The organism is Oceanimonas sp. MB9 (genome assembly GCF_011319775.1).
Taxonomy (GTDB): domain Bacteria; phylum Pseudomonadota; class Gammaproteobacteria; order Enterobacterales; family Aeromonadaceae; genus Oceanimonas; species Oceanimonas doudoroffii.
Genome location: NZ_VFBE01000009.1, coordinates 758,590 through 782,181 on the forward strand (window position 1 = coordinate 758,590; position 23,592 = coordinate 782,181).

The 23,592-nt window shown below is 54.7% G+C and carries 24 protein-coding genes; 14 read left to right on the plus strand and 10 right to left on the minus strand.

Annotated elements, in window-relative coordinates:
• Positions 1 to 62 precede the first annotated feature (62 nt).
• The 6 genes from nagZ (at position 63) to OJHNALOF_RS14910 (ending at position 7,034) form a co-directional block, all read left to right on the plus strand.
• Positions 63 to 1,073, plus strand: a complete 1,011-nt coding sequence (gene nagZ / locus OJHNALOF_RS14885; RefSeq protein WP_165662494.1) for a beta-N-acetylhexosaminidase — start codon at positions 63 to 65, stop codon at positions 1,071 to 1,073.
• A 152-nt stretch (positions 1,074 to 1,225) separates the two neighbouring features.
• Positions 1,226 to 2,518: an NAD(P)/FAD-dependent oxidoreductase gene (locus OJHNALOF_RS14890; protein WP_165662495.1), complete on the plus strand. Its 1,293-nt coding sequence runs from the start codon at positions 1,226 to 1,228 to the stop codon at positions 2,516 to 2,518.
• A 311-nt stretch (positions 2,519 to 2,829) separates the two neighbouring features.
• Positions 2,830 to 4,062, plus strand: coding sequence for an alanine racemase (gene alr / locus OJHNALOF_RS14895; RefSeq protein ID WP_165662496.1), 1,233 nt, complete (start codon positions 2,830 to 2,832; stop codon positions 4,060 to 4,062).
• Between the two features lie 107 nt (positions 4,063 to 4,169).
• The gene (locus OJHNALOF_RS14900) at positions 4,170 to 5,723 is read left to right on the plus strand and encodes a cobyric acid synthase (RefSeq protein ID WP_165662497.1); all 1,554 of its coding nucleotides are present in this window, start codon (positions 4,170 to 4,172) and stop codon (positions 5,721 to 5,723) included.
• On the plus strand, positions 5,710 to 6,330 hold the full coding sequence (gene cobO / locus OJHNALOF_RS14905; protein WP_165662498.1) for a cob(I)yrinic acid a,c-diamide adenosyltransferase: 621 nt from the start codon (positions 5,710 to 5,712) through the stop codon (positions 6,328 to 6,330). Before OJHNALOF_RS14900 ends, cobO begins: the two co-directional genes overlap by 14 nt.
• 206 nt (positions 6,331 to 6,536) lie before the next feature.
• Positions 6,537 to 7,034 carry a TIGR00645 family protein gene (locus OJHNALOF_RS14910; RefSeq protein ID WP_094199164.1) on the plus strand — a complete coding sequence of 166 codons (498 nt, stop codon included), beginning with the start codon at positions 6,537 to 6,539 and terminating at the stop codon, positions 7,032 to 7,034.
• Positions 7,035 to 7,083: 49 nt separating this feature from the next.
• Here the strand turns inward: OJHNALOF_RS14910 and OJHNALOF_RS14915 are convergent, their stop codons facing one another.
• On the minus strand, positions 7,084 to 7,953 hold the full coding sequence (locus tag OJHNALOF_RS14915; RefSeq protein ID WP_094199165.1) for a LysR family transcriptional regulator: 870 nt from the start codon (positions 7,951 to 7,953) through the stop codon (positions 7,084 to 7,086).
• A 95-nt stretch (positions 7,954 to 8,048) separates the two neighbouring features.
• Between OJHNALOF_RS14915 and OJHNALOF_RS14920 the strand changes: the two genes are divergently transcribed.
• Entirely contained in the window at positions 8,049 to 8,549 is a 501-nt protein-coding gene (locus OJHNALOF_RS14920) for a lactoylglutathione lyase family protein (RefSeq protein WP_094199166.1), read from the plus strand.
• 36 nt (positions 8,550 to 8,585) lie between these two features.
• On the opposite strand, the gene OJHNALOF_RS14925 is transcribed toward OJHNALOF_RS14920, so the two are convergent.
• Positions 8,586 to 9,188 (minus strand): PepSY domain-containing protein, encoded by a 603-nt coding sequence (locus OJHNALOF_RS14925; protein WP_165662499.1) that lies wholly within the window; start codon positions 9,186 to 9,188, stop codon positions 8,586 to 8,588.
• Between the two features lie 95 nt (positions 9,189 to 9,283).
• On the opposite strand from OJHNALOF_RS14925, the gene OJHNALOF_RS14930 reads away from it, so the two are divergent.
• From OJHNALOF_RS14930 to OJHNALOF_RS14940, 3 genes are all read left to right on the plus strand, one after another.
• Complete coding sequence (locus tag OJHNALOF_RS14930) at positions 9,284 to 9,442, plus strand: hypothetical protein (protein ID WP_165662500.1); 159 nt, start codon at positions 9,284 to 9,286, stop codon at positions 9,440 to 9,442.
• 95 nt (positions 9,443 to 9,537) lie between these two features.
• The gene (locus OJHNALOF_RS14935; protein WP_094199168.1) at positions 9,538 to 9,984 is read left to right on the plus strand and encodes a DUF417 family protein; all 447 of its coding nucleotides are present in this window, start codon (positions 9,538 to 9,540) and stop codon (positions 9,982 to 9,984) included.
• Positions 9,985 to 10,051: 67 nt separating this feature from the next.
• On the plus strand, positions 10,052 to 10,366 hold the full coding sequence (locus OJHNALOF_RS14940) for an NIPSNAP family protein (RefSeq protein WP_165662501.1): 315 nt from the start codon (positions 10,052 to 10,054) through the stop codon (positions 10,364 to 10,366).
• 77 nt (positions 10,367 to 10,443) lie between these two features.
• Here OJHNALOF_RS14940 and OJHNALOF_RS14945 read toward each other — a convergent pair whose 3' ends face one another.
• Positions 10,444 to 11,103, minus strand: a complete 660-nt coding sequence (locus OJHNALOF_RS14945) for a GntR family transcriptional regulator (RefSeq protein WP_206063720.1) — start codon at positions 11,101 to 11,103, stop codon at positions 10,444 to 10,446.
• Between the two features lie 164 nt (positions 11,104 to 11,267).
• Between OJHNALOF_RS14945 and OJHNALOF_RS14950 the strand changes: the two genes are divergently transcribed.
• The 3 genes from OJHNALOF_RS14950 to OJHNALOF_RS14960 all read left to right on the plus strand — a co-directional run bounded on the left by OJHNALOF_RS14950 (position 11,268) and on the right by OJHNALOF_RS14960 (position 15,548).
• On the plus strand, positions 11,268 to 12,623 hold the full coding sequence (locus OJHNALOF_RS14950; protein ID WP_165662502.1) for an FAD-dependent oxidoreductase: 1,356 nt from the start codon (positions 11,268 to 11,270) through the stop codon (positions 12,621 to 12,623).
• Between the two features lie 14 nt (positions 12,624 to 12,637).
• Positions 12,638 to 13,762: a mandelate racemase/muconate lactonizing enzyme family protein gene (locus tag OJHNALOF_RS14955; protein ID WP_094199171.1), complete on the plus strand. Its 1,125-nt coding sequence runs from the start codon at positions 12,638 to 12,640 to the stop codon at positions 13,760 to 13,762.
• A 178-nt stretch (positions 13,763 to 13,940) separates the two neighbouring features.
• Positions 13,941 to 15,548, plus strand: a complete 1,608-nt coding sequence (locus tag OJHNALOF_RS14960) for a BCCT family transporter (protein WP_165662503.1) — start codon at positions 13,941 to 13,943, stop codon at positions 15,546 to 15,548.
• A 75-nt stretch (positions 15,549 to 15,623) separates the two neighbouring features.
• Here the strand turns inward: OJHNALOF_RS14960 and OJHNALOF_RS14965 are convergent, their stop codons facing one another.
• The 3 genes from OJHNALOF_RS14965 to OJHNALOF_RS16960 all read right to left on the minus strand — a co-directional run bounded on the left by OJHNALOF_RS14965 (position 15,624) and on the right by OJHNALOF_RS16960 (position 17,729).
• Positions 15,624 to 16,745, minus strand: a complete 1,122-nt coding sequence (locus OJHNALOF_RS14965) for a hypothetical protein (RefSeq protein ID WP_165662504.1) — start codon at positions 16,743 to 16,745, stop codon at positions 15,624 to 15,626.
• A 133-nt stretch (positions 16,746 to 16,878) separates the two neighbouring features.
• Complete coding sequence (locus OJHNALOF_RS16955) at positions 16,879 to 17,214, minus strand: hypothetical protein (RefSeq protein WP_370462338.1); 336 nt, start codon at positions 17,212 to 17,214, stop codon at positions 16,879 to 16,881.
• Positions 17,211 to 17,729 (minus strand): GNAT family N-acetyltransferase, encoded by a 519-nt coding sequence (locus tag OJHNALOF_RS16960; RefSeq protein ID WP_206063721.1) that lies wholly within the window; start codon positions 17,727 to 17,729, stop codon positions 17,211 to 17,213. The genes OJHNALOF_RS16955 and OJHNALOF_RS16960 overlap by 4 nt, the downstream gene beginning before the upstream one ends.
• Before the next feature lie 239 nt (positions 17,730 to 17,968).
• On the opposite strand from OJHNALOF_RS16960, the gene OJHNALOF_RS14975 reads away from it, so the two are divergent.
• Positions 17,969 to 18,607: an START domain-containing protein gene (locus OJHNALOF_RS14975; RefSeq protein ID WP_165662505.1), complete on the plus strand. Its 639-nt coding sequence runs from the start codon at positions 17,969 to 17,971 to the stop codon at positions 18,605 to 18,607.
• 142 nt (positions 18,608 to 18,749) lie between these two features.
• On the opposite strand, the gene OJHNALOF_RS14980 is transcribed toward OJHNALOF_RS14975, so the two are convergent.
• The 4 genes from OJHNALOF_RS14980 to OJHNALOF_RS14995 all read right to left on the minus strand — a co-directional run bounded on the left by OJHNALOF_RS14980 (position 18,750) and on the right by OJHNALOF_RS14995 (position 22,961).
• The gene (locus OJHNALOF_RS14980; RefSeq protein WP_240919744.1) at positions 18,750 to 19,466 is read right to left on the minus strand and encodes a nuclease-related domain-containing protein; all 717 of its coding nucleotides are present in this window, start codon (positions 19,464 to 19,466) and stop codon (positions 18,750 to 18,752) included.
• A 269-nt stretch (positions 19,467 to 19,735) separates the two neighbouring features.
• Positions 19,736 to 20,122, minus strand: coding sequence for a tautomerase family protein (locus OJHNALOF_RS14985; RefSeq protein ID WP_165662507.1), 387 nt, complete (start codon positions 20,120 to 20,122; stop codon positions 19,736 to 19,738).
• Positions 20,123 to 20,193: 71 nt separating this feature from the next.
• Positions 20,194 to 21,954, minus strand: coding sequence for an ATP-dependent endonuclease (locus OJHNALOF_RS14990; protein WP_165662508.1), 1,761 nt, complete (start codon positions 21,952 to 21,954; stop codon positions 20,194 to 20,196).
• A 119-nt stretch (positions 21,955 to 22,073) separates the two neighbouring features.
• Entirely contained in the window at positions 22,074 to 22,961 is an 888-nt protein-coding gene (locus tag OJHNALOF_RS14995; protein WP_165662509.1) for a hypothetical protein, read from the minus strand.
• Positions 22,962 to 23,592 lie beyond the last annotated feature (631 nt).

Consider the following 23,592-nt stretch of genomic DNA (forward strand, 5'->3'; position numbering starts at 1 on the left):
CAGGTCTTCTTCATATGACTTTCACAATATCAACACGGCCGCATGGCGGCCCCGGAGCAAACATGGGTCCCTTTATTCTCGATGTACACGGCTGTGAGCTCGATGCGGAAGAGCGCGAGCTGCTGGCGCACCCGACGGTGGGCGGGGTGATATTTTTCGGCAGAAATTATCATGATCGCGACCAGCTCACCGCCCTGGTGCGCAGCATTCGAGCGGTTAAACCCGGCCTGCTGCTTACCGTGGATCACGAAGGCGGCCGGGTGCAGCGCTTTCGCAACGGGTTTTTCCCGCTGCCGGCGCCGAGCAAACTGGCCGCGCTGAGTCACCCCGAACGGCACGGCCTGTTGGCGGACGCCGGCTGGCTGATGGCCGCCGAATTGCTGGCCCACGACATTGATCTCAGCTTTGCCCCCGTGCTCGATCTGGAGCGGGGCAGCGAAGTCATTGGCGATCGCAGCTTTGGTACCGATCCGCAGCCCGTCATCGATCACGCCGGCGCCTTTATTACCGGCATGAAGGACGCCGGCATGGCGGCGGTGGCCAAGCATTTTCCCGGGCACGGCAGCGTGCGCGCCGACTCCCACAAGGAGAGCCCGGTGGACGAGCGCCCGCTTTCCGAGATTGAGCGGGCCGATTTGGTGCCGTTCAAGGCGTTGTTCGCACAGGGAGTCATTCAGGGCGTGATGCCCGCCCATGTGATTTACAACAAGGTGGACGAACGACCGGCGGGCTTTTCCGAATTCTGGCTGAAGGAGGTGCTGCGCCGCCGCTTGGGCTTTGACGGCCTTATCTTCAGTGACGATCTCACCATGGAGGGGGCCGCCGTGGCCGGCGGCTATGCCGAACGCGCGCGCCAGGCCCTGGCGGCGGGCTGTGATCTGTTGCTGGCCTGTAACCACCGGGCCGGGGCGGTAAGCATTATCGACAGCCTGCCTCACGATCTGCAGCGCGACCTGTCACCGTTGCGTAAAAAGGACAATGCCGGCCCGGCACACCTGTATGGCAGCCGCCGCTGGCGCGAGGCTGCCGACCGGCTGCGGCGCCTGGGTGTCGAGCACGGCTGGAATGATTAAGCCGACAGTTATTTTTATGTAAAAATAAAGTTGTGGAATTACTTGCAACTTTTACAATGGATGCCGCCTCCACCGAGGCGGCAACGCAAGAATCTGCCGCTATGGACAGGCCATAGCCGCAGGTTTTTTTCATTCTTAACGAGGTTAGAACAATGACACGCATCATCGTGGTCGGCGGTGGCGCCGGCGGTCTTGAGCTGGCAACCAAACTGGGTCGACAGCTGGGGCGCAAGGGCAAGGCCGAAGTGATTTTGGTGGATCGCAACCGAACCCACCTGTGGAAACCACTGTTGCACGAAGTGGCCACCGGCGCCATGGACACCGGCATCGACGGCCTGAGCTATCGCTCTCAGGCGCACAACCACGGCTTCAGCTTTCACCTGGGCACCCTGATTGACATCGACCGTGACAACAAGCAGATCAAACTGGCGCCGCTGGCCGATGACAACGGCAAGCAGGTGGTGGGCGAGCGCAGCCTGAGTTACGACATTCTGGTGATGGCCATTGGCTCGGTATCGAACGATTTCGGTACGCGAGGCGTGCGCGACCACTGCATTTTCCTCGACAGCCCCCAGCAGGCAGAACGCTTTCACGACGAGATGATGAACCGCTTTCTGCAATACGCCGAGAGCGATACCGTGGACGAAAAGGTGGACATCGCCATTGTGGGGGGCGGCGCCACCGGCGTGGAGCTCTCCGCCGAGCTATATAACGCCGTGGAGCACCTGGGCGCCTACGGCTTCAGGAAACTGACCCGCGACTGCCTGCGTCTGACCCTGGTGGAAGCCGGTCCGCGCATTCTGCCGGCCCTGCCCGAGCGTATTTCCGCCATGGCGCACAAGGAGCTGCGCGAGCTGGGGGTGGATGTGCGGGTGGGCACCATGGTGGTGGAAGCCACCGCCGAAGGCCTGAAAACCAAGGATGACGAGCTGATCCCCGCCAACCTCATGGTGTGGGCCGCCGGCATCAAGGCGCCCGACTTTATGAAAGACATTGCCGGGCTCGAGACCAACCGCATCAACCAGCTGGCGGTCAGGGACACCCTGCAGACCACCCGCGACGACAGCATTTTCGTGATCGGCGATTGCGCCTATTGCCTGCAGAGCGACGGCAAGGCGGTGCCGCCCCGGGCCCAATCGGCTCACCAAATGGCCAGCCTGGCCTATGACAACATTATTGCCAGCCTCAATGGCAAGGCGCTCAAGCCCTATGTGTACAAGGATCACGGCTCCCTGGTAAACCTGAGTCGCTACAGTACCGTAGGCTCCCTGATGGGCAACCTGATGCGTGGCTCCATGATGGTGGAAGGCCGCATCGCCCGTACCGTGTATGTGTCGTTGTATCGCATGCACCAGGTGGCGCTGCACGGCTATACCCGCACCGGCCTGATGATGCTGGTGGGTCGCATTAACCGCTTTTTGCGCCCGCGACTGAAACTGCACTGAGCCATGCCGGGGTTCGCCGTGTGCATTTTGACCTGTCGTCACGCCCACCGCGGCATACGCCGAGGGCAGGTTGAAATGAGCCGGCGAGCCCCACCGGCCCGGGGTCAGGCTCGCGCTGCAGGGCACCCTGAGGACACGGAAATCGGCAAGCGTGTGCGTAAATATTCCGAATCTTGTTATTTTTATGGTGGCTGACACTGACTTAAGATCGAACAGCCAAATTAAATTTTAACAAAAATGTAATTTTTGCTGTAAAGCTTCACTCGACTCCTTGTATAGTGGCGATTCATCACATAACAAGGAGTGACTTGATGAAAACAACCCCCACCGTGCTGGCCCTCACCCTGGCCGCCTGTCTCAGCCATACCGCCAGTGCCGCTCCCGAGTTGCCGGTGTCCGGTCTGAATACCAGCCATGCCATTCAGCAGACCACCAATGCCTGGATTGAGGTGGATCAGGCCGCGTTTGAGCACAATATTCGTACCCTGCAAACCCTGCTCAACGGTGAATCGCAGATTTGCGCCATCATGAAGGCCGATGCCTACGGCCACGGCATTGCCAACCTGATGCCTTCCGTCATTGCCGCCGGCATTCCCTGCGTGGGTATCACCAGCAATGAAGAGGCCCGAGTGGTGCGGGAAAGCGGCTATGAAGGGCGCATTCTGAGAGTGCGCAGCGGCACGCCGGCGGAGGTGCGCGACGGTCTGCAATATGACATGGAAGAGCTCTTTGGCGATGTGTCGGCGGCCCGGGAAGCGGCCGAGCTGGCCAGTGCCGCGGGCAAGACCCTGCGCTATCACCTGGGGCTGAACGCCGGTGGCATGAGTCGTAATGGCCTGGAGCTGGCCACCGAGGCCGGCAAGCAGGAGGCGCTGGATCTGCTGGCGGTACCCGATCTCGAGCTGGTGGGCATCATGACCCATTTTCAGTATGAAGAGGCCGACTTCGTGCGCGCCGGCCTGGCCAAATTCAACGAGCAGGCGGCCTGGCTGATTGAACACGGCGAGCTGGATCGCAGCAAGCTCACCCTGCATGCCGCCAACTCCTTTACCACCCTGGAAGTGCCGGAAGCCCGGCTCGACATGGTGCGCCCGGGTGGCATCATCTACGGCGACACCCTGCCCAGCTACACCGAATACAAAAAGGTGATGTCGTTCAAGACCCGGGTGGCTTCGGTGAATGATTATCCGGCGGGCAGCAAGGTCGGCTATGACGGCACCCTTACCCTGAAGCGCGACTCCCTGCTGGCCAACCTGCCCATGGGCTATTCCGATGGCTATCGCCGCGTGTTTACCAACAACGCCTATGTGGTGGTGAACGGCCATCGTGCCCCTGTGGTGGGCAAGGTGTCGATGAACACCACCATGATCGACGTGACCGACATTCCCGGTGTCAAACCCGGCGATGAAGTGGTGCTGTTCGGCAAGCAGGGCGAGGCGGAAGTGACTCAGTCCGAGCTGGAAGACGCCAATGGCGCCCTGCTGGCGGATCTCTATACCGTCTGGGGCAACTCCAACCCCAAGATCCTCAAGCCCGTGCAGTAATCGGTCATATCATGCCGGCCGTGAGGCCGGCATCGCGCTTCACACCTTAAGTGCCACTCCCATTCGTGCTAAGGTGCTCGCCAGTTTCAAACCAGCCCGTTCCAGCCATGCCCAGATCCCAACCCCCGGCTCTCACCCTGATGGTGCAGGGCACCGCCTCCGATGCCGGCAAAACCACCCTGGTGGCCGGACTGTGCCGCGTATTTGCCCGACGCGGCCTGCGTGTGGCGCCGTTCAAGCCCCAGAACATGGCGTTGAACAGCGCCGTTACTCAGGACGGCGGGGAAATTGGCCGGGCCCAGGCATTGCAGGCGGTGGCCTGCGGCGTGCCGGCCCATAGCGATTTCAACCCGGTACTGCTCAAGCCCCAGAGCGATACCAGTGCCCAGGTGGTCGTGCAGGGCAGGGCACTGTCGGTGGTGGAAGCGAAAGACTTTTTCGGCCCCGGCGCCCGTCACTACAAACAAAAGGTCATGACGGCGGTGCTCGACTCCTTTGAGCGGCTGCGGGCCGGCTACCAGCGGGTACTGGTGGAAGGCGCGGGCAGCCCGGCTGAGATTAACCTGCGCGACAACGACATTGCCAACATGGGCTTTGCCGAGGCCGCCGACTGCCCGGTGATCCTGGTGGCCGATATCGACAAGGGGGGTGTGTTTGCCCAGCTTTACGGCACCCTGATGCTGCTGAGCGAGGCGGAGAGGGCGCGAGTCAAGGGGCTGGTGATCAACCGGTTTCGCGGCGATATTCGCCTGCTGGAAAGTGGCCTGACCATGATCGAGGAGCTCACCAACAAGCCGGTGCTGGGCGTGGTGCCCTACCTCGACAACCTGGTGCTGGACGCCGAAGACGCCATTGTCCGGCACGCCTCGGCCGGCGGCGATGAGCGGCCGCTCAACGTGCTGGCGGTGGTGACCCCGCGCATCAGCAATCACACCGATCTTGACGCCCTGCGCCTGCACCCGCGGGTGCAGCTTACCCTGGTGCACGCCGGTTCAAAACCGGCACAGTGCCCACCGGCGGATCTGGTGATTTTGCCCGGCAGCAAGGCGGTGCGCGACGATTTGGCCACGCTGCTGGCCAATGGCTGGAAGCCGTGGCTGGATCGTCACCTGCGCTTCGGCGGCAAACTCATCGGCATCTGTGGCGGCTACCAGATGCTGGGAGAACGGATTGACGATCCGCTCGGGCTGGAAAGTGCCGCCGGCAGCAGCGCCGGCCTGGGCTACTTGCCCATGACCACGCGGCTCGAGGCCGGCAAGCAGCTGCGCAACGTGACCGGCACCCTGCACCTTGAAGGTGAGTCCTGCGCCGTGCACGGCTACGAAATTCATTGCGGCCGAAGCGAGGCACAGGCTGCGCACCGGGCGCCGTTCACCCTGATCGGCGAGGGTGACTCGCCCCGGCCGGATGGCATGATCTGTGCCGATAACCAGATTCTCGGCACCTACCTGCACGGCCTGTTTGACGGCGTGGAGGCCTGCAATCAGCTGCTGGCCTGGGCCGGCTTGAATCACAGCCGGCAGGCGGTGGCGCTGGAAACCGAGCGCGAAGCCAGCCTCAACCGGCTGGCCGATACCCTTGAGCAGCACCTCGATCTGTACTTACTTGAACAACTGATGCAACCGACGACGCAACAAGGAAACGATCATGAGCAACCATGACCAGGAACGCGAGCAGATAAAGGCCGAACGCCATCAGCAGCGCCAGCAGAAGGTAAAGGAAGCGGTAGACGCCAAGGTGGCTGCCGCCACCGAGGAGCGCGGTGTACTCATGGTGATCACCGGCAACGGCAAGGGCAAGAGCACCGCCGGCTTTGGCACGGTCACCCGGGCCGTGGGGCATGGCAAAAAGGCCGCCGTAGTGCAGTTTATCAAGGGCGGCTGGGACTGCGGCGAGCGCAACCTGCTGCAACAGGTGGGCGTGCCCTTTGTGGTGATGAACACCGGGTTTACCTGGGAAACCCAGAACCGGGAAAAAGACATGGCCGCCTGCGAGCAGACCTGGTTGCCGGCGGAAAAAATGCTGGCCGACCCCAGCATCGATCTGGTGTTGCTCGACGAGCTCACCTACATGGTGGCCTATCACTATCTGGATCTGGAGCGGGTGCTGACCGCCCTGAAAAAACGCCCGGCCCACCAGCATGTGTTGATCACCGGTCGCGGCTGCCACCGCGCCATTATTGAACTGGCCGACACCGTAAGTGAAGTGCAGTCGGTCAAGCACGCCTTTGAAGCCGGCGTAAAGGCCCAGGCAGGATTTGATTACTGAGGCCGCATATGGGGGCCGGCCCAGGGCGGGCTGTCCGCGCTCGGGCACTGCCATTGCCGGCACCTTTATGGTACTTTCGGCCATCGGCTGAGCCATTCAGACGATCAATACTCAGAAAAACAGCTCCTTAAGGAGCTGTTTTTGATGGTGTGCCGACCGCGCTGGCCAAAAACGAAAACAACAAGGCAAATACAGGTAAAACAACAATGGAAAGACTGATAGAAAAGCTGATGTATGCGTCCCGCTGGATCATGGCGCCCATTTACCTGGGGCTGAGCCTGGTATTGCTGGCACTGGGCATCAAGTTTTTTCAGGAAATTTTTCACATTCTGCCCAATGTGCTGCAGATGAAGGAAGTGGATCTGGTGCTGGTCACCCTGTCGCTGATCGACATTACCCTGGTGGGAGGCCTGATCATCATGGTGATGTTTTCGGGCTACGAGAATTTTGTTTCCCAGCTGGATGTGGATGAGGACGACGACAAACTGGGCTGGCTGGGCAAGCTGGATGCCGGCTCGCTCAAGAACAAGGTGGCGGCGTCCATTGTGGCCATTTCGTCCATTCACCTGCTGAAGGTGTTTATGAACACCGAGAATATCGCCAACGAGAAGATCCTGTGGTATTTGCTGATCCACATTACCTTTGTGCTTTCGGCCTTTGCCATGGGGTATCTCGACAAGTTGACCAGAGGCAAGGACAAGTAAGCCCACAGCCAGTGGTGCCTGCGGCCGTGGCTCTCAAGGAATAAACCGGCTACAGCTGCTTGCCGGCCAGGGCCAGCACCGTGCCCACCCGGTTGGGCATGGGCCGGTGGCGGTGAGTGGCGGCATAGATGGTTTCGCTCACCGGATGGGGCAGGGCATGGGCTTGGATCAACGCCGGTTGTGCAAAGGCCGACACCGCGTGTGCCGGCAGCACGGTAAAGCCCAGCCCCAGGCTGACCGGCGCCAGAATAAGCCCAATCTGGTTGGAGAAGCCGGTTTTGGCGAACTGGCCCACATGTTCAAATTCGGGATAGTTGGCCCCGAGTAACAGGCCGGCATGGTGGGCGCCGTCCGGATGATCGATAAAGCCAAGTGCCAGCAGGCTGGACCAGTCCGGCGTGGTCATACCGGCCGGGGTCACCAGCAGCAATGCTTCTTCGGCCATGGCCCGGCACTGCACCGCCTCATGGTTTGAAGGGCGGGTCATCAGCCCCAGATCCACGCTGTGACCGGCCACCGCCTGCTCCACACTGGCATTGGGGGCAAAACGATAGTCGATCACCAGTCTGGGGTGCCGGCGTTGCAATGCCAGCAGCTGAGGGTAAAGTTTCAGGCCCACGCTGCCCGGCGACATGACGCGCACCAGCCCCTCAAAGGCCGGATCCTGCCCCACATGCTGCTCCAGCCCCGATACCGACTGCAAAATTTCCCCGGCCCGCTCATACAGCCGCTCGCCGGCGTGGGTCAGGGTAAACCCCTTGCCCTGGCGTACCAGCAGCGCCACCCCCAGATGCTCTTCCAGTTTGCGTACATGCTGGCTGACCCCCGACTGGGTCATGTGCAACCGCTCGGCGGTGCGGGTGAAATGCCCCACCTCCACCAGGGTGCAAAAACTGCGCAGCCACACCAGATTAATCATCACAAAATATACTCATAATGATAAAAAACGATAATTTTTAATGATTAAATCACCGGCGTAAGCTTATCTCAACCACAACGAGCGAGGTGAGCGCAATGAGCAAGGTATATCCAAGAAACTTTTCCCACATCGGCATTTCGGTGCCGGATCTCGATAAGGCGGTGGAGTTTTACACTCAGGTGATGGGCTGGTACCTGATCATGAAGCCCACCGAGATAACGGAAGACGACAGCGCCATCGGCGAAATGTGCACCGACGTGTTCGGCCCGGGCTGGGGCAGCTTTCGCATCGCCCACCTGTCTACCGGTGACCGCGTGGGCGTGGAGCTGTTCCAGTTCCGCGATCAGCAAAACCCCGAGAACAACTTTGAATACTGGAAAACCGGCGTGTTCCATTTCTGTGTGCAGGACCCGGACGTGGAAGGCCTGGCCGAGCGCATCGTGGCCGCCGGTGGCAAGGCGCGCATGGAAAAACCGCGCTATTACTACCCGGGCAAAAAGCCCTACCGCATGATTTATATGGAAGACCCGTTCGGCAACATTGTGGAAATCTACAGCCACAGCTATGAATTGATCTATAGCGAAGGGGCTTATTGAAGCCACAACAGGGGCCATCCGGCCCCTGTTTTTGTGTTAGGGCGATCGCCGCCAGCACAGCCGCAGCCCCAGCAATGCCATCAGCAACAACAACAGCAGCCCCAACATGCCCAGTCCTTGGTTCAGTTCCTTCGATGGCAGCCATTGCAGGTAATGGACTCGATATAACCCATTGATAAGCCGAGTGTCCCTGCCTTCCTGCCGCAGGGTGAGGGTGTTCCAGTTCAGGCTGATGTTCACTCCGGTGCTGGTACGGGCATCGGTACCATTCAGCTCAACTATCTGGCCGTAGCGGGCCGGATTGGCCGCCATGGCATCCTGCAGCAGCAACCGGATGCCGGCCTCATCGGGCAACGCAAAAGGGGCATGGCTAGTTGGCCGCAGGTGCAGCCACCGGCCTTCGTGCTGCACCAGCATGTGCCGGCCCAGCACCGTTCTTACCAGCTTCACCTGTTGCCAGTCCGCCTCGGGCAAGAGGGTCGTGCCTTGCTGCAGCGGGTAGGTTCTCACCGCGAGCTGTTCATAGGCGTCCTGGTATCCGGGTTTGATAAAAAACACCATGCCGGTCAGTGCCCAGCCAAACAGCGGTAGCAACAACAGCCAGCCCAGCAGGCGATGAAGTTTTCTTGTGCTTGTCATTCAGATCCTCTGGCCGATGGCGATCAGCGCCACGGCGCCTATGTTATGTCGACGGCGGCACAGGTTACCCCATTACCGCCGACCGGGGTTGCCTGATGTTCATTGCTCGTGGCTTTATTGCGCGGCAGGGCGCGCATCTACTGGGCCGGCTTTGCCTGCCGATCCATGCAGCCACATTTTTCTGTAATAAACCTCGCATCGTGCGCGACAAACTCCCGCGCCATGTTTCAACAAAGCAAAATGGCGCATTTTAAAATCACCCTGAATGCCTTGTGAGAAATTCTTACGCACACGTCTTTCGCAAGCTGTTTCGGTCTGAACCGACCATTCAACGTATTGGAGTATTAGCATGCACGCTCAAACTGCTGGTTTAAAACAAGGTAACATCGGGTACTGTCTGGGGGTTGTTGGTGTGGCGCTGGTGCTCGCCTGGATAGGCATATACAAATTCACCCCCACCGAGGCCAAACTCATCGAGCCGCTGGTGGTCAACCACCCTGCCATGGGCTGGCTTTATGAGCTGTTTTCCGTTCAGGCGGTGTCGAACCTGATTGGTGCCGCGGAGATCGTGGTCGCCATTGGCCTGATTGCGGGGTTTAAAAACACCAAATTGGCGTATTATTCGGGCATTGCGGCCGCGGCAATCTTTGTGACCACGCTGAGCTTCCTGCTCACCACGCCGAATACCTGGAAGCTGTCTGACGGTATTTTGATCACGAACTTTTTCCTGGTGAAAGACATTCTGTTTCTGGCAATATCCATTACCGTGATTGAACGTAACCGGCCCGGAAAATGAGCACCGGTATGACAGCCTGGCTCATTCCACCAGCCGACAGGCCCGGCAACACCCAGTGGAGAGCAAGTTGAAAATTGTTGAACTGCGTGAGTACCGCATCAAGAAGGGCAAGACAGAACAGTGGCTGAACTGGATGCGTGACGAACTGCTGCCTTACCAGCGTTCAAAAGGCATGGTCATTCTTGACACCTATGTGCACCGAGGCTCAGATGAGCGGGATTACTTTGTGTGGCTTAGGGAGTTTGACGACGAGGCGTCGCGGCAGCGTATGCACAAGGAAACCTACAACGAATGGTGGGTGAGTGAGATTCGACCCAGGGTGTTTGAGCTGATCGATGAAGACGCTATCAAGGTGAGGCTGCTGAACAGGCTTGATATGTAATCGGGCATCATTAATCAAAACAGGCCGGGGTGGTTCACCCCGGCCTGTTTTTTGTGCCTGGCTCGGGCAAGGCCCCACTATTTCCTGGCCGTCAGGCTGCGGTAGGCCATGTCGGTCAGATAGTCGTTCAGCCGGTGGGAGGCGGCCACGGCCTCCTTGGCATCGGTATGGCTAACGGCCCTGAGTATGGCCGCATGCAGTGCCGAGGCTTGTGCCAGATCCGAGTGGTCATTTTTATAGGCAAACCAGAACCGGCGTGAAAGGCCCTGCAACGGGGCCATGGCAAGCTGCAGGTATTCGTTGTTTGCCGCCTTGACCAGCAGGCTGTGAATTTGCTTGAGCAGGCTGGAAAAGGTGAGATCGTCCTGGTGTTGTGCACAGGCTTCCAGGTTCGACGCCAGTTCAAGCATTTGTTGCTTTTCCTGCACCGTTGCACGGGATGCCGCATAGCTGACACACAGTGCCTCAATATCCCGGCGTACTTCCAGGATCTTGAGCTGGCTTTCCACCGAAATGGCCGGAATCTGAATGCCGCGACGAGGGTGAATTTCCGCCATTCGTTCATAAGACAGCCGCTGCAGCGCTTCCCGCACCGGTGTTCTGCCAAGCCCCAGGCTTTCGGCGAGCTGCTTTTCACTGACCATGCTGCCCGGCTCCAGCTCGCGAAAAATAATCATGCGTTCCAACAGGTTGTAGGCGGCCTCTGTCTTGTTAACCGACACCGGTGTCATTGCCATCTCGTTCTCCCAGGAAAATGTGGGTAAGCGCGCTCCCCGCGAGCAAGGGATGCCACATCATATCACAATGCGTTAACTGTTGCGCTACAGAAAGATCCTGTATATATTGTGATCATATCACTGATATATCAGTTGGTGACCACAAGTCTATCAGAGGGATCGTCATGAAAGATTGGAAAATTGTTCAGCGGTTTGAAGCGGTGCCGGATCTGCCGGTCCTGGCGGAAGTGGATGTGCTGGTGATCGGTGGGGGGGCCGCCGGCGTGGCGGCGTCGGAAACCGCAAGCCGCATGGGCAAGCGCACTTGGCTTATTGAGAAATACGGCTTTTGTGGCGGCGCCGCCGTGGCCGGGCTGTCGGGCACCATTTGCGGCATGTTTATGGCTAGTGACAACCCCGATGCACAGCCGGAACAGGTGGTATTTGGCTTTACCGAGCGTTTTCGCCAGGCGCTGGCCGACAAAGGAGGAGTGACCGGGCCCCAGCGCTACGGCAAGACCTATACCGTGACCCATGATCCCCTGATGTGGCGTGAGGTGGCCGACAACTTTCTGGAGCAGGCCGGTGTAACCACCCTGTTTCACACCGCGGTGACCGGAGTGATCATGAATGGGGATGCCTTTAAGGGCGTGGTGATCGAGTCCAACGCCGGCCAGAGCGTGATCCTCGCCAAGATGATAGTGGATGCATCGGGCGACGCCGCCCTGATCGCCCGAGCGGGCATGGACTATTACTTTGGCGACAACGGCCGCATTCAGAACCCGACCATGTTCTTTCGCATTGCCGGTGTCGATATGGAGAAATACCTCGCCTATTACGGTGAAGACACCATCTGTCCGCCCAAGGTTACCGAGAACATCGTGGCGGCCAACCAGACCGACGACTATGACCTGCCGCGCCATAAAATCTGGATGTTTCCGACCACCCGGCCCGGAGAGTTGATGGTCAATGCCACGCGGCTGGCCGGACAGGATGGCCGCATGCTGAACGTGATTGATCCCAAGGACTTTACCGAAGCCGAAGTATTCGGCCGCCGCCAGGTTCGCAGCTATGCCAAATTCCTCAACCACTATGTGCCCGGCTGTGAAAACGCCTATGTGGTGGATACCGGCGTTGAGGTTGGCATTCGCCAGACCCGCTCCATTGTGGGGGTGGAAACACTGAGCAACGACGATGTGGTGAATTGCCGCAAGCGGGAAGACAGCATCTGCCGCACGCCCTGGCCCATTGAACTGCATTCCGGTGACAAGCCAAAACTGCACTGGTTGCTCAATGATTACTATGACGTTCCCTTCAACACCCTGGTTCCGGTGGTGGGAGAGAACATCATTGTGGCCGGCCGCTGCCTGAGTGCCGAGCACGAGGCACTTGCCTCCGCGCGTGTGACGGCCCAATGTTTTGAGTATGGGCATGCGGCGGGCATTGCCGTGGTAAAGGCCATCGACGAGGGCATCCGCATTCGGGAACTCCCCGTTGATGAAATCCGCAATGTCATGATTGCCAACGGCAGCAAACTGTAAAACGAGGAATGGTTATGAAAGAGTCCATTATCAAGCGCGTCGAGATATATGCCGTTGCGGATCGCAATGCCGCCCATTTGCCCTGGGCCGATAACCAGGAGCCGCTGATCTACACCAACAACCTGGTGCGGCTGATCACCGAAGATGGCACCGAAGGGGTGGGGGCCACCATCAGCTACACGGAAAATGACTTTGACCGCTGTATTCTCGAGGCCATGCGCACCATAGTGCCCGGGCTTATCGGGAAAAATGCCCTGATGACCGAAGCGCTTCATGGCTGGCTGATGAACCGCTGCTCCTGGGGCGGACTGGTCGCCAAGTCACCGATTGATATTGCCGCCTGGGATATCAAGGGCAAAAAAGCCGGCATGCCCCTGTATATGATGCTGGGCGGCGCCCGTAACAAAATGCTCTCTTATGCGTCCACCCCCATGTTTGATACGGTGGAAGAATACTTCCCGTTTATCGACGGCTGCATTGAACACGGCTTTAAGGCCATCAAACTGCATTGCTACTGCGTATATGAAAAAGATCTGAAACTGGTCAAGGCGGTACAGGCCCGATACAAGGATGCCGGCATTGCCCTGATGCTGGACACGGCGACCTTCTATAACCAGCAGGAGGCCATAAAAATGGCCCGCCTGCTGGATGAATACGGCTGGGCATGGTTTGAGGCACCGGTTTCCGATTATGACTACGCCACCTATCAGCGTCTGGTTAAAGACACCAACCTGGAAATTTCCAGCCATGGCAACTGCCTGCTGACCCTGCAGGAAGTGGCCTATGCCCTGGCCAATAATATGTGGTCCGACGTGCGCCAGGACGCCACCGTGTGCGGTGGCATCACGCCGCTCAACAAGTGTTTTGCCCTGGCCGAGGCCCACGGCAAAAACCTGGAGATACAAAGCTGGGGCTATACCGTGACCCAGGCGGCCAATCTGCATGTGGCACTGGCCCATAACAACTGCCGGTTCTTTGAGCAGGCCTACCCCTATGAAAACTTCGAGCTGGGCTCCAAAGACGTGATTCGTACCGACAAGGAAGGATTCGTTCATGCACCAACGAAACCAGGCCTGGGCATTGAGATGGACTGGGACATTGTTCGGGAAAACGCGATAGGACATTATGCTTTCGAGTAATAAGCGTCGTATCTTGGGTAAATAATGGAACGCTCCCGCAACAATGTGGAAGTGGTTTTTATTAACCCGTCTTGAGCCCGGCATGTAACCGGCAAGTATCAATCTGTTCAAATGATATTGCCATTCGGGGTTGTTGGGCGGGTTAATGATAAATGGGACAAAGATAATGAAAGCTACAATGGGAAAAAGTAACTTCGACCGGGTTACTATTGCTATCTCGCTGGTTATTGTTTCTGCAATATCCATGTTCTTTCTGACCAATCCGGAACAGGCCATCAAGGTTGCCGGAGACATATTTACACTGATTGCCTATAACTTTGGCACACCGATTCTCTGGTTTGCCTTTGGGCTGGTTATTCTGGCGGCCTTTTTTGTTTTCAGCAAATATGGCCATATTCGAATGGGTAACGAAAAACCCGAGTTTTCAACCTTCTCCTATATCGCCATGATGGCGCTGGCGGGAGTGGGCTCGGGCACCATCTATTGGGCCTTTCTGGAATGGTCTTATTATATCAAGACGCCCCCGTTTGCCATTGAGGCCGGATCGGTAACGGCGTCCGAATGGGCGGTTACCTACAGCCTGCATCACTGGGGCGTGATTGCCTGGGCGATCTATGCCATTACCGCCATTCCGGTGATGTATTCCTTCTATATTCGCAAGAACGGCTCGCTCAAAATCAGCGACATTGTCATGTCGATGATAAAAAACAAAACCACCGCCAGGGTTATGGGCCGGCTGATTGAGGTGATGTATCCCATCGCACTGATCTTTGGCCTGCTGATCGTGCTGTCACTCGGGGTGCCGATCATTTCGGCCGCGGTGTCACTGCTGTTTGGTGTTGAGAATACCCTGTTCCTGAAGCTGCTGATGCTCGCCATTGTGGCCGTGCTTCTGGTGACCAGCTCGTTCTTTGGCATTGAAAAAGGCATGCAGAAGATAAGCGAAAATGGCACCTATTTTGTTGTCGCCCTGGTTCTGTATGTGCTGCTGCTGGGGCCGACCCAGTTCATTGTTGAAAACACCAGCTCGTCCATTGCCCTGTGGGCGCAGAATTTCATCATGATGAGCCTGTATACCGATGCCATCAACGAAGCCAAGTTTCCCCAGTCCTGGACGGCCTATTTCTGGGCATATTGGATGATCTTCATTCCGCTGATGTGTGTGTTTGTTACCAAGGTATCCAGGGGGCGCACCATTCGTGAGGTGATTGTGTGCATGATTGGGGGAGGCACCGCCGGCATTGCAACCCTGTTCTCGGTGGTTGGCTCCTTTATGATGAAAACGGAGCTCGACGGCAAGGTCAATATCAGCCAGATGGTGACCGACGGGCAGGCCAGCGAAGCGATTGTCAGTGCGCTGGAGACCTTGCCGCTGTCTTCGGTGATCCTGGTGGTGTTTATTATTGCCACCTTCCTGCTGCTGGTCACCACCCTGGACGGCTCGGTATTTACCGTGTCTTGCAATACTCAGGACAGGCTGGACGAGAATAACAACCCGTCGACCTACCTGAAGATGTTCTGGTGCCTGGTGATTGTGGCGCTGCCGGCCATTTTCATTATCGTGGATGCCCCGGTGCAGTCGATGCAGTCGGCGATCCTGATCTTTGCATTGCCCATTCTGCTGCTGACGTCTTATATGCTGTATAAAACCATCGGCTATATGCGCAAGGATTACGCGCACCTCAGTGCGGCGGAGATACAGACGATGCACAGCATTGCGGCAAGCACCGATCAGGTTAACAGGGTGAGTGTGCCGCTAGTAAAGCCGGTGCCGGAACAGGCGTGACCGCCGCCACCATGCAGTAAACAGATTGAAACTAGCGTTAATAATGCCCAACCCCGCTGATGGCGGGGTTGGGCATTATTCATACGAATAGCCGCGAGCGGCGCGCCGGCGCCTGCCAAGGCGCAGCAGCCAGCGCCAGGGCGGGCAGAACAGCAGGGCCGGCACCATCATCAGTCCCAGCAGCCAGGGCGGCAGGCGAAACAGCGATTGAGCCAGCAGGCGCAGCAGCTCGCCCTTGTAGACCATCTTGGCGCTGCGGCTGGCAATTTTGGTGAACCTGACCGCGCCAACCCGGTTCAGCAGCCTGAGCCCGCCCTTGCCAAAGGTGGCCGCCAGCTTGATGGTCTGTTTGCCGGTGGTGGCGGCCAGGCTCACGGCCAGATCGCCACCCAGCCGGTAAAGGGGCCGGCTGTGGTGGCCAAAGGTGCGGGCGAAGCGGGCCATGGTGGCCAGTTCGTCGGCATTGCGGGTGCTGGCCAGCAGCCGAAAGCCACCACGAGTGCGCGCCAGGGTGGAGACATGGGAAAACACGTCTCCCAGCCTGCTTACACTTTTGGACTGCCTGGCCGTTCTGGCCGCCCGCACCAGGGTTTTGCCCAGCCAGGGAGGCAGGCTGCCCAGCCGGCGGGCGGTTTTTAGCGCGACGATACCGCTTTTGGCCACGGTGGCCCCCGCGGTGGCAGGGGCGGCGGCACCGGCCGTGGCCAGGGTGCCGGCACCACTTGCCAGCTGGGCCGTGGTGGCCAGCAGCCCCAGGGTAGAGAGTGCCACCAGTACTTCGTCCACTTCTTCGCCCCTGGCGAGGTGAATGCCCTGATGGGTGAGATCCCGAATATCTCCGATCACCAGAAAGTCGGTGGCCACCGCCGCCGCCATGCCGATGGTCTCGTCGCTGGTGCCCAGCACCAGCCCCTCGCTCAGTTTTTCAAACCGATAACGCCAGCTCTCCCGCTGGCGGGCAATCTCGTTATGCAGCGCTCGAGCCTGGGGGTTTGAGCTCACATAGTCGTATTCCATAAAAAAGCCGAGATAATCCGCCGCCTCGGCGTAACGGGCCTCGGCCACCAGCTGCTGAGTGTGGGGCAGGGGATCGACGCGGGTGAGTGCCAGCGCCGACAGCGTGGTCTGCTGCACCAGTGCCCCGGCGCACACACAGGCCAGCAGCAACAACGCCAGTTTTGTAAAAAGCTTGAGCATGATCTTACCCGGGGTAATGAAGCATCCATCACCATTTTACGCTGTTGTTGCAGCTGTTCCCATTAACCAGAGCAGCTTCACGCCCGGCAACGATGCCGCCCTGTAGCCTTGTTGGATAGTCGCGCTGCTTCGATCATCCGATTTCAAAAGAGGTCACACCAAAAAGCCGATGCAAAGGTATATCGGGAATGGCGCCGGTATACATTCTGGCGGTTTCGAACGACACCTTCATGCCATGCTTCTCGGCCAATGTAACCGCCGCCTGATTGGTTTCTGGCACATCGAGGTAAATGTGTTCTGACGAAGCAGTATGGGCTTTTAAAGCGAGGAAAAGTGATTCTGCCAGTTCGGGGCTGTTCGCCATTAGGGGGCCTATTTTGTAGCCATCTCGGCATTTTCTTATCACACCGTAGCCAGAGAGTGTGCCATTCTGCATGATGCCAAGGGCATGACAATCCGGCTGGCTTATCCAGGCGCGCGTGAACTGCGCCCTGTTGGCAGGGAAAAAGGCTGGTCATAGGCCTCAATCATGTCGAAAGGCAGGGTAGACAGTTCAACAACTCCCGAGTGCCGGGGCTGATCACCACCCCCAACGCCTTGGTAGCGGATGTTGCGATAGGCCAGTTTGAAACCGGATTTCCTGTAGTTTTCCTGCTGTTCAACCACACCGTCCAGGCCGATGTTCAGGTCCTGAAGGTAGTTAATGCCTGCCTTCCAAATCTCAATGCCATGACCTTTTCCCCGGTATTCGGGCTTGACGATATAAAAGCCAAGAAAGCCAAATGAGTCGTCATATTTAATCACCGATAGGGTGGCAATGGGCTCATCGTCCAGCAGGCCGATGAGAAAACCATGAGGGTCGGCCGAAAAATAGCACTGGGCATCGTGAAGGCCGGGGTTCCAGCCTTCCTCTGCGGCCCATTCGATCGCAAGGTTGACCTCTTCCCGGTTCATGACCCTGATTCTGTAGCGATGATGATTCATGGTTTCCTCTACGAAAAATGAAAGCACCTTGGAAGCTTAGAAGCGTGCTTAGCAGCAAGCCCGAATTGTATGCTGAATGCCTCAGCCCATGATACTCATTCCGGGCTGCCCAAATTGGTTTGAAGCCGCTGCCACCGCATCATCTTATTCAAAGCGGTTACTCGGCCCGTTTTCACCCTAAGCTAAGCAGAGACAGGGCCGCTAACCGGCCCAGAGGTGATAAGTGATAAGGGGCAAGCATGCTGGCACGCTGGCTACTGACGCTTTCTTTGGTCGCGGTTTTTTCTGGCGCCGCAGACGACTCACAGCCCCAGCGCTGGGAAATGGCCAAAAATCAGGACGGCATTACCATTCACACCCGGCACCATCGGGATGGTCTGGTGGAGATCCGTGCTCAAATGTTTGTAACTACCCGTTACGGTGCCTTTATGGCACTGCTGGAAGACAGCGCAAATATTCCCAACTGGATAGACAACGTCTCCTCAAGCCGGGTACTTGAACAGATTTCGCCCAATGAGAACATTGTTTATACCCGCTTTCGGGCCCCCTGGCCGGTGCAGGACCGGGATATGGTCACCTATTCAAGGTTTGACCAACCGCCGGGTGCCCTGGTGTTGACCATTGAGGGCGCCTCCCATGCCTATCCACGGCAACCAGGTTACATTCGAATAAAAGCCGTGAAAGCCACCTGGACACTGGCAAAACTGACCAATGGGCTGACCCATATCGAATATATTGCGTTTGCCGATCCCGGCGGCAATTTACCTGACTGGATGACCAACAAGCTCTCGGTGACCAGTGCATTCAACACCTTTCGAGGATTAAGAGCGCAGTTGCCCGAGTATCAGAGCAGGACACATCCCGAAGTGAGCGACTGAGCAAAAACGGTATATGGCAAAACAATCCGATTCGGAGGCTTCATCACCGTTATTACAGTGTTCAGTGATAATTCACCGCCAATCTTTTAATACACTTTTCACCAGCACGTTTCGGGGAGAAGAAAAGGGGGAAATGAGTATGCTATCGGGTTGGTTTTACCACCGCCCGGCATTTGGGAAACTGCGAACAACCCCAGAACGGTTCACCGGCATTGGCGCCCCGCTTGCTTTCCCGCAGCAGCATACCGGCACCACAGCGCGGGCAGGCCGGTTCGGCGGCCTTGCCGGCCACAATGTCCCTTACATGTTTTTTGTGTTTGAGCGCGGTCGCCAGGCCGGGTTTGAGCTTGATTTCTTCCAACAGGGCAATTGCCTCCATGACGTCCTGCCTGCTCAACACCCGTTGGGTGAACGAGCGAATAAAGTCGAGGCCTCCCCGGCAATAGGTAACATTGGGCGGCATCTCGGTCTTGAAGGTGCTGTCGCCGACAAACACGATCAGCGAATGAATATGCTCCGGGGACATATTCAGCACCGACTCCAGGGTTTTGGTGTGTTTGTAGTTCTGATGCAGCGGATTCTGAAATTTGGAGGTATGGCGGTAAATTTTCTGAGTCCATTGCTTTTGCTGGGTCGAACCGAAAATCCAGCCTTTCATGTTCTTGGTTTCCACCACGAAAATGCCAAACTCGGACACCAGCACATGATCGATCTGGGTGGTACCATCCTCGGTGGGCAGGGTGATATTTTTTAGCAGGGTATATTCATTGCCGGGCAGACGGGACAGCATGCGGTTAACAAAAAACTCGCCGAATGCGCCCTTGAACCAGGGGCCTTTAAAGAAAGTTACCAGTAACAATACCGGAAGGACATACCAGACGTGTGTCATATAACTTGAAAAAATGCTAATAAAATCCACTTCAATTCCTTTTTTATTTTATGGCTTGGCGAATGACGGAGTGGTAAATGTGATCTGATAACTTTGCGGCACCGGTTCCTTAAGTGTCGGGTACGGCGGTCTCCAAGTGAAGCTTGCACTTCCTTATTAAGGTGTGTCCGTTGGGATAGGTGAATTTCAGAATTTTCCTTAAACGCCTTGTTATATGTCATGACCTTCGATACTTTAACTTACACCTTGACCTTGTAGGTTAAGTCTTTGACATCATCGCCTGTCATGCCACGAAAGCCCCAGCAATGTGGTGGTTGCTCCTTGATGGTAATCTCGATATCTACCGGTGAGATACCAACTGTTGATTCAATATTTGCGAATAGTGCTTTGATTAGGGCTTTTTTAGTTTCAATCTTGCGCCCTTCCATTATGTTAATTTCAATTGCCGTGTAAGCATCTGTTCGGTCATCTGGATAATAGAAGTCGGATTTATCAAGAGGAATAATCCGATGGGCACGTTTGCTCTCTGGTAAATTCAAAACTTGAGACATAGACTGCTGAATTACATCGGATAACTGAGCTTTTATTGGGTTTAATCGTTCTTTAATTCCATATATTAACATCATTGTTCCTCCTTAAATTGTATAACGCCGCAAGCAGCGGTGCGAAACATCCGACTGCCTTGCTTTGTTAAGTGTCAATTGCGCAACCATTCAACAAGATCTAATAAGCTTTGATGGTCACTGCATGTTTGAGACAAACCGTTTGTCATAACATCGCTTTTAAATTGTGCCCACGCACTTTCTGTTTTATTCGGAGTGCCGATATGAGCTTCAATAGCGCCTTTTTTCCACACCCATATATTTTGAGCTTTCATTTTTGTATGTAGAGACTCAATTAATGGAATTGCGGCTTGGTCATTAGCTAAGACTTCATAAGCTCCCGCAGCAGTAATGGTATTATTACTCTTAGGTAAACCATTACCATTAAGGGTAACTCCATGAGATTGAACTAAGCTTGGAAGTAGTGCTTTTAAGCTCAACAAATCTTGGTCTGTAGACAGCAGGAAACCATCTCTCACTGCACCATTAAAACAATAATCTAAATCACAAATCGCTTTCGATGGCAAATCCATTGCAGTTAAGATTTCCAATGATTTTTTAGTATCATTGACCCCACTTTGTGCTACGAGAGCATGCTTCTCTTGCCCCATTGTTAAACTTGCTATGTTTTTAAATAGGAAGGGCAACAAACGCAACTCCGTTTTCCCCTCGGTTAAAACTACATTTTCAGCAAACAATAGCTGGCTTGAATGCGCTAAATTAAATAACTGTTCCATTTGATGAGTCGAATTAGGTACTACAGATTGGATAGCGTCAGCTAGCCTTAGTCTTGAATGTGTACCTAATACATCACTTTTTCTTATTAACAAAGTGTGTTCAGCTAACTCAGGAGTTATCATTTGAGCCGAATGGGTAGATATTAAAACTTGATAACCACTTAAAGATAAAGCTACCAATGCCTCTCTAACCTGTTCGATAGCAAATGGGTGTAGGTATAATTCAGGCTCGTCAATAAGAAGTAGCGTAGTTGAAGCAGTGCTATTATTGCTTCTCTTTATTTCAGCAAGATACTGAACTAAAGCCATCTGGATTGAGCGTTGCGCCCCATGACCATATGAAGAAAAATCTCGGCCATTGCCAGCGCCCTCAAATACTTTCAATGTGCCAGCTTTGATCAAGTCATCAATCTTTGGTGTATCAAAATGTAACTTAACACTCATTCCAGGAAATAAATCATTAACTCTTGAGTTCACGTTTTGATCAATAATTGATAACTCAGAAAATCTCATATCACCATCTGACGATATTCTTCTACCTACTTCGTTTAGATGTTGGTTTAAGTCTGCTTCATGAGCTGTTTTGACAGGAGTTAAAAACTCACCGAGCAACTTGCCTATTGTTGTAGAGGTTTTTGCTTTGGACGCATCTTCCGCTGCATTTTCCATTGCTCCTATTCTTATAGGTTCAGGAAGCAATACACTTAAAGCATTATCTAGGCCTGTTGGATTTACAGCCCAGTCATTCGCGGAGTCATCCCAAACTGAAATTCTAATTTCGGCAACCTTTGCATTAGGAGTTTCTTGGACTCGTCTTATTTTTAAGGTTTCGTTCTGAACATAGTTTTGGATTGAGCTTTTTTGTCTAGGGGGCATTAAATCGAGAAGTGCTTGGGAAACACCATTTATTGTAGCTATTACTTCAACGGGCTGTGAAGAATCAAAAAATTCTTTATCAGACAAACTGGATTTTTTTAATATCCATTGAATTGCGGACAAGCAATTGGATTTACCAGCATTGTTATAGCCAACGAGGGGAGTAAAACTAGATAATTTTAATTCGGCATTAACTATAGATTTATAATTCTTTATTTCTACAATTGAAATTTTATGTGACATAAATCCTCCATGATGTGCCGGATTACCCTTTGACACTTAACGCCTCAATAACCGGCAGCGTTGTGGCGAAGCCACGCTTTTAGCTGTCCGGCGCCGAAGGCGCGAAGTTGATTGACTTGTTAAGTGCTTTCTTTCGACTTACTTCTCAGCGATGTTTTTATAGCATCAGGAAGCACAACATCGCCTTCTATTACAGCTATCGCACATTCCAACCACTTAACTTCATCATCTTTGTATTGTTCAAGTTCTCTGTAAGTATCACGGGATAAAATCGTGCATAGCTGTTCTTTTACTGTGCCTGATTTTTCGTATATAGGATATGAATCTATAAAATTATTAATAGCTTTGATGCGTTCTTCCTGATAATACCTATCAACGATCAAAAGATCTTGACTGTGAAGCTCCTGCTGCCTAGCTCTTACCCACTGATAGAACTCTGTAACTTGGGTATGGTAGCTATCAATCACCTTCCTTACATTGATGTCACCATCTTGTTCTCTGATGAATTTTTTTGCCTGTGATTTAATACTGCTAGATTTGAGCAGTTCAGAAGAACTAGCAGTAACGGTAAAGATAAATCCTTCATCAGAATGAGAGTCAAAACTCATAGAGGAGCCAATAGATGGTAGCTTTTCATGCTGGCAATAGGTTCTTAGAAACTCAACAAACTTACTTAAAGAGTTCTCCTCAAAGCGTGCCTTTACTTCTGCTTCATAATCGTCAAACTTAGGAGCTTTTTCCGTATAAACACGCCGATACAGTACTCTGGAGTGATCAACTAAAGATTTTGCGGCACAAACGTAATTGTGAAGTTTAAACCCAAGGTGAGTTAACACCTCATCCAATTTCCAACGATTTATCACTGCAAACAACTCAAGTCCTACTCTTTCATCAGTCATGATGTTTATTACAGAGATAAGCTCTTGGTAATTGCTCTCAAAGAGCCTTAACGAATAATCAAAATGATTTAGAAGATCAATTCTATTCTTTGCTTCATTCAGACTCATGAATTCTCCTTGCGCTTAACATTATAATAATGCGCACGCTCATATATGTTAATGTGCAGATTTTGAGTGATTCACTATAACTTTATCTTTATCAATAAGTTATGGCATGCGTCGGCAGTAAGTGGCAGGGAAATAACGTGCATGCGCATATATGTTCCTGAACGTGCGCACTACCAACGACATGTGTTTGCTAACGTATTGAGTTCAACAGGTTTTATTTTTAGCATATGCGGAATAACGTGCATCGCTTTTGTTGATACTGTGCCTTTTCAGCCTGCTGCGCAGGCTCTGCCGGCTAAAGCAGCAGCTACCAGAGCTGTTCTTGCTGGTGTTCACCCACGCTACCGCCGGTGGGTGCAAGGCCACCAAGCTTACCAACACAGTTTTCAAACGCGTCTATTCTGGCTGCTGGAAGTCGGTAGGGCAATTGCAAAAAGGTTTAAGTGAGATGCAAACTGCCTAAGTGGTGGTTTTGTGAGCGGTTGGGGTTGTATGTGAAGTGTGGTCGGCGCCTACAGGCGATCTAGCTGTCAGCTGAGGAGGGCAGAGTAAGCCGCTCCAGCGTACCCTCTGCGCCATGGATGGCGCAGCGGAGCCTCCAGGGAGGGATTCACGGCGTGTCGCTGGAGTG

Coding starts and splice junctions, on each gene's coding strand:
- nagZ (WP_165662494.1), top strand. CDS start 63: ATGGGTCCCTTTATTCTCGATGTACACGGCTGTGAGCTCGATGCGGAA.
- OJHNALOF_RS14890 (WP_165662495.1), top strand. CDS start 1,226: ATGACACGCATCATCGTGGTCGGCGGTGGCGCCGGCGGTCTTGAGCTG.
- alr (WP_165662496.1), top strand. CDS start 2,830: ATGAAAACAACCCCCACCGTGCTGGCCCTCACCCTGGCCGCCTGTCTC.
- OJHNALOF_RS14900 (WP_165662497.1), top strand. CDS start 4,170: ATGCCCAGATCCCAACCCCCGGCTCTCACCCTGATGGTGCAGGGCACC.
- cobO (WP_165662498.1), top strand. CDS start 5,710: ATGAGCAACCATGACCAGGAACGCGAGCAGATAAAGGCCGAACGCCAT.
- OJHNALOF_RS14910 (WP_094199164.1), top strand. CDS start 6,537: ATGGAAAGACTGATAGAAAAGCTGATGTATGCGTCCCGCTGGATCATG.
- OJHNALOF_RS14915 (WP_094199165.1), bottom strand. CDS start 7,953: ATGATTAATCTGGTGTGGCTGCGCAGTTTTTGCACCCTGGTGGAGGTG.
- OJHNALOF_RS14920 (WP_094199166.1), top strand. CDS start 8,049: ATGAGCAAGGTATATCCAAGAAACTTTTCCCACATCGGCATTTCGGTG.
- OJHNALOF_RS14925 (WP_165662499.1), bottom strand. CDS start 9,188: ATGACAAGCACAAGAAAACTTCATCGCCTGCTGGGCTGGCTGTTGTTG.
- OJHNALOF_RS14930 (WP_165662500.1), top strand. CDS start 9,284: ATGTTCATTGCTCGTGGCTTTATTGCGCGGCAGGGCGCGCATCTACTG.
- OJHNALOF_RS14935 (WP_094199168.1), top strand. CDS start 9,538: ATGCACGCTCAAACTGCTGGTTTAAAACAAGGTAACATCGGGTACTGT.
- OJHNALOF_RS14945 (WP_206063720.1), bottom strand. CDS start 11,103: ATGGCAATGACACCGGTGTCGGTTAACAAGACAGAGGCCGCCTACAAC.
- OJHNALOF_RS14950 (WP_165662502.1), top strand. CDS start 11,268: ATGAAAGATTGGAAAATTGTTCAGCGGTTTGAAGCGGTGCCGGATCTG.
- OJHNALOF_RS14955 (WP_094199171.1), top strand. CDS start 12,638: ATGAAAGAGTCCATTATCAAGCGCGTCGAGATATATGCCGTTGCGGAT.
- OJHNALOF_RS14960 (WP_165662503.1), top strand. CDS start 13,941: ATGGGAAAAAGTAACTTCGACCGGGTTACTATTGCTATCTCGCTGGTT.
- OJHNALOF_RS14965 (WP_165662504.1), bottom strand. CDS start 16,745: ATGCTCAAGCTTTTTACAAAACTGGCGTTGTTGCTGCTGGCCTGTGTG.
- OJHNALOF_RS16960 (WP_206063721.1), bottom strand. CDS start 17,729: ATGAATCATCATCGCTACAGAATCAGGGTCATGAACCGGGAAGAGGTC.
- OJHNALOF_RS14975 (WP_165662505.1), top strand. CDS start 17,969: ATGCTGGCACGCTGGCTACTGACGCTTTCTTTGGTCGCGGTTTTTTCT.
- OJHNALOF_RS14985 (WP_165662507.1), bottom strand. CDS start 20,122: ATGATGTTAATATATGGAATTAAAGAACGATTAAACCCAATAAAAGCT.
- OJHNALOF_RS14990 (WP_165662508.1), bottom strand. CDS start 21,954: ATGTCACATAAAATTTCAATTGTAGAAATAAAGAATTATAAATCTATA.
- OJHNALOF_RS14995 (WP_165662509.1), bottom strand. CDS start 22,961: ATGAGTCTGAATGAAGCAAAGAATAGAATTGATCTTCTAAATCATTTT.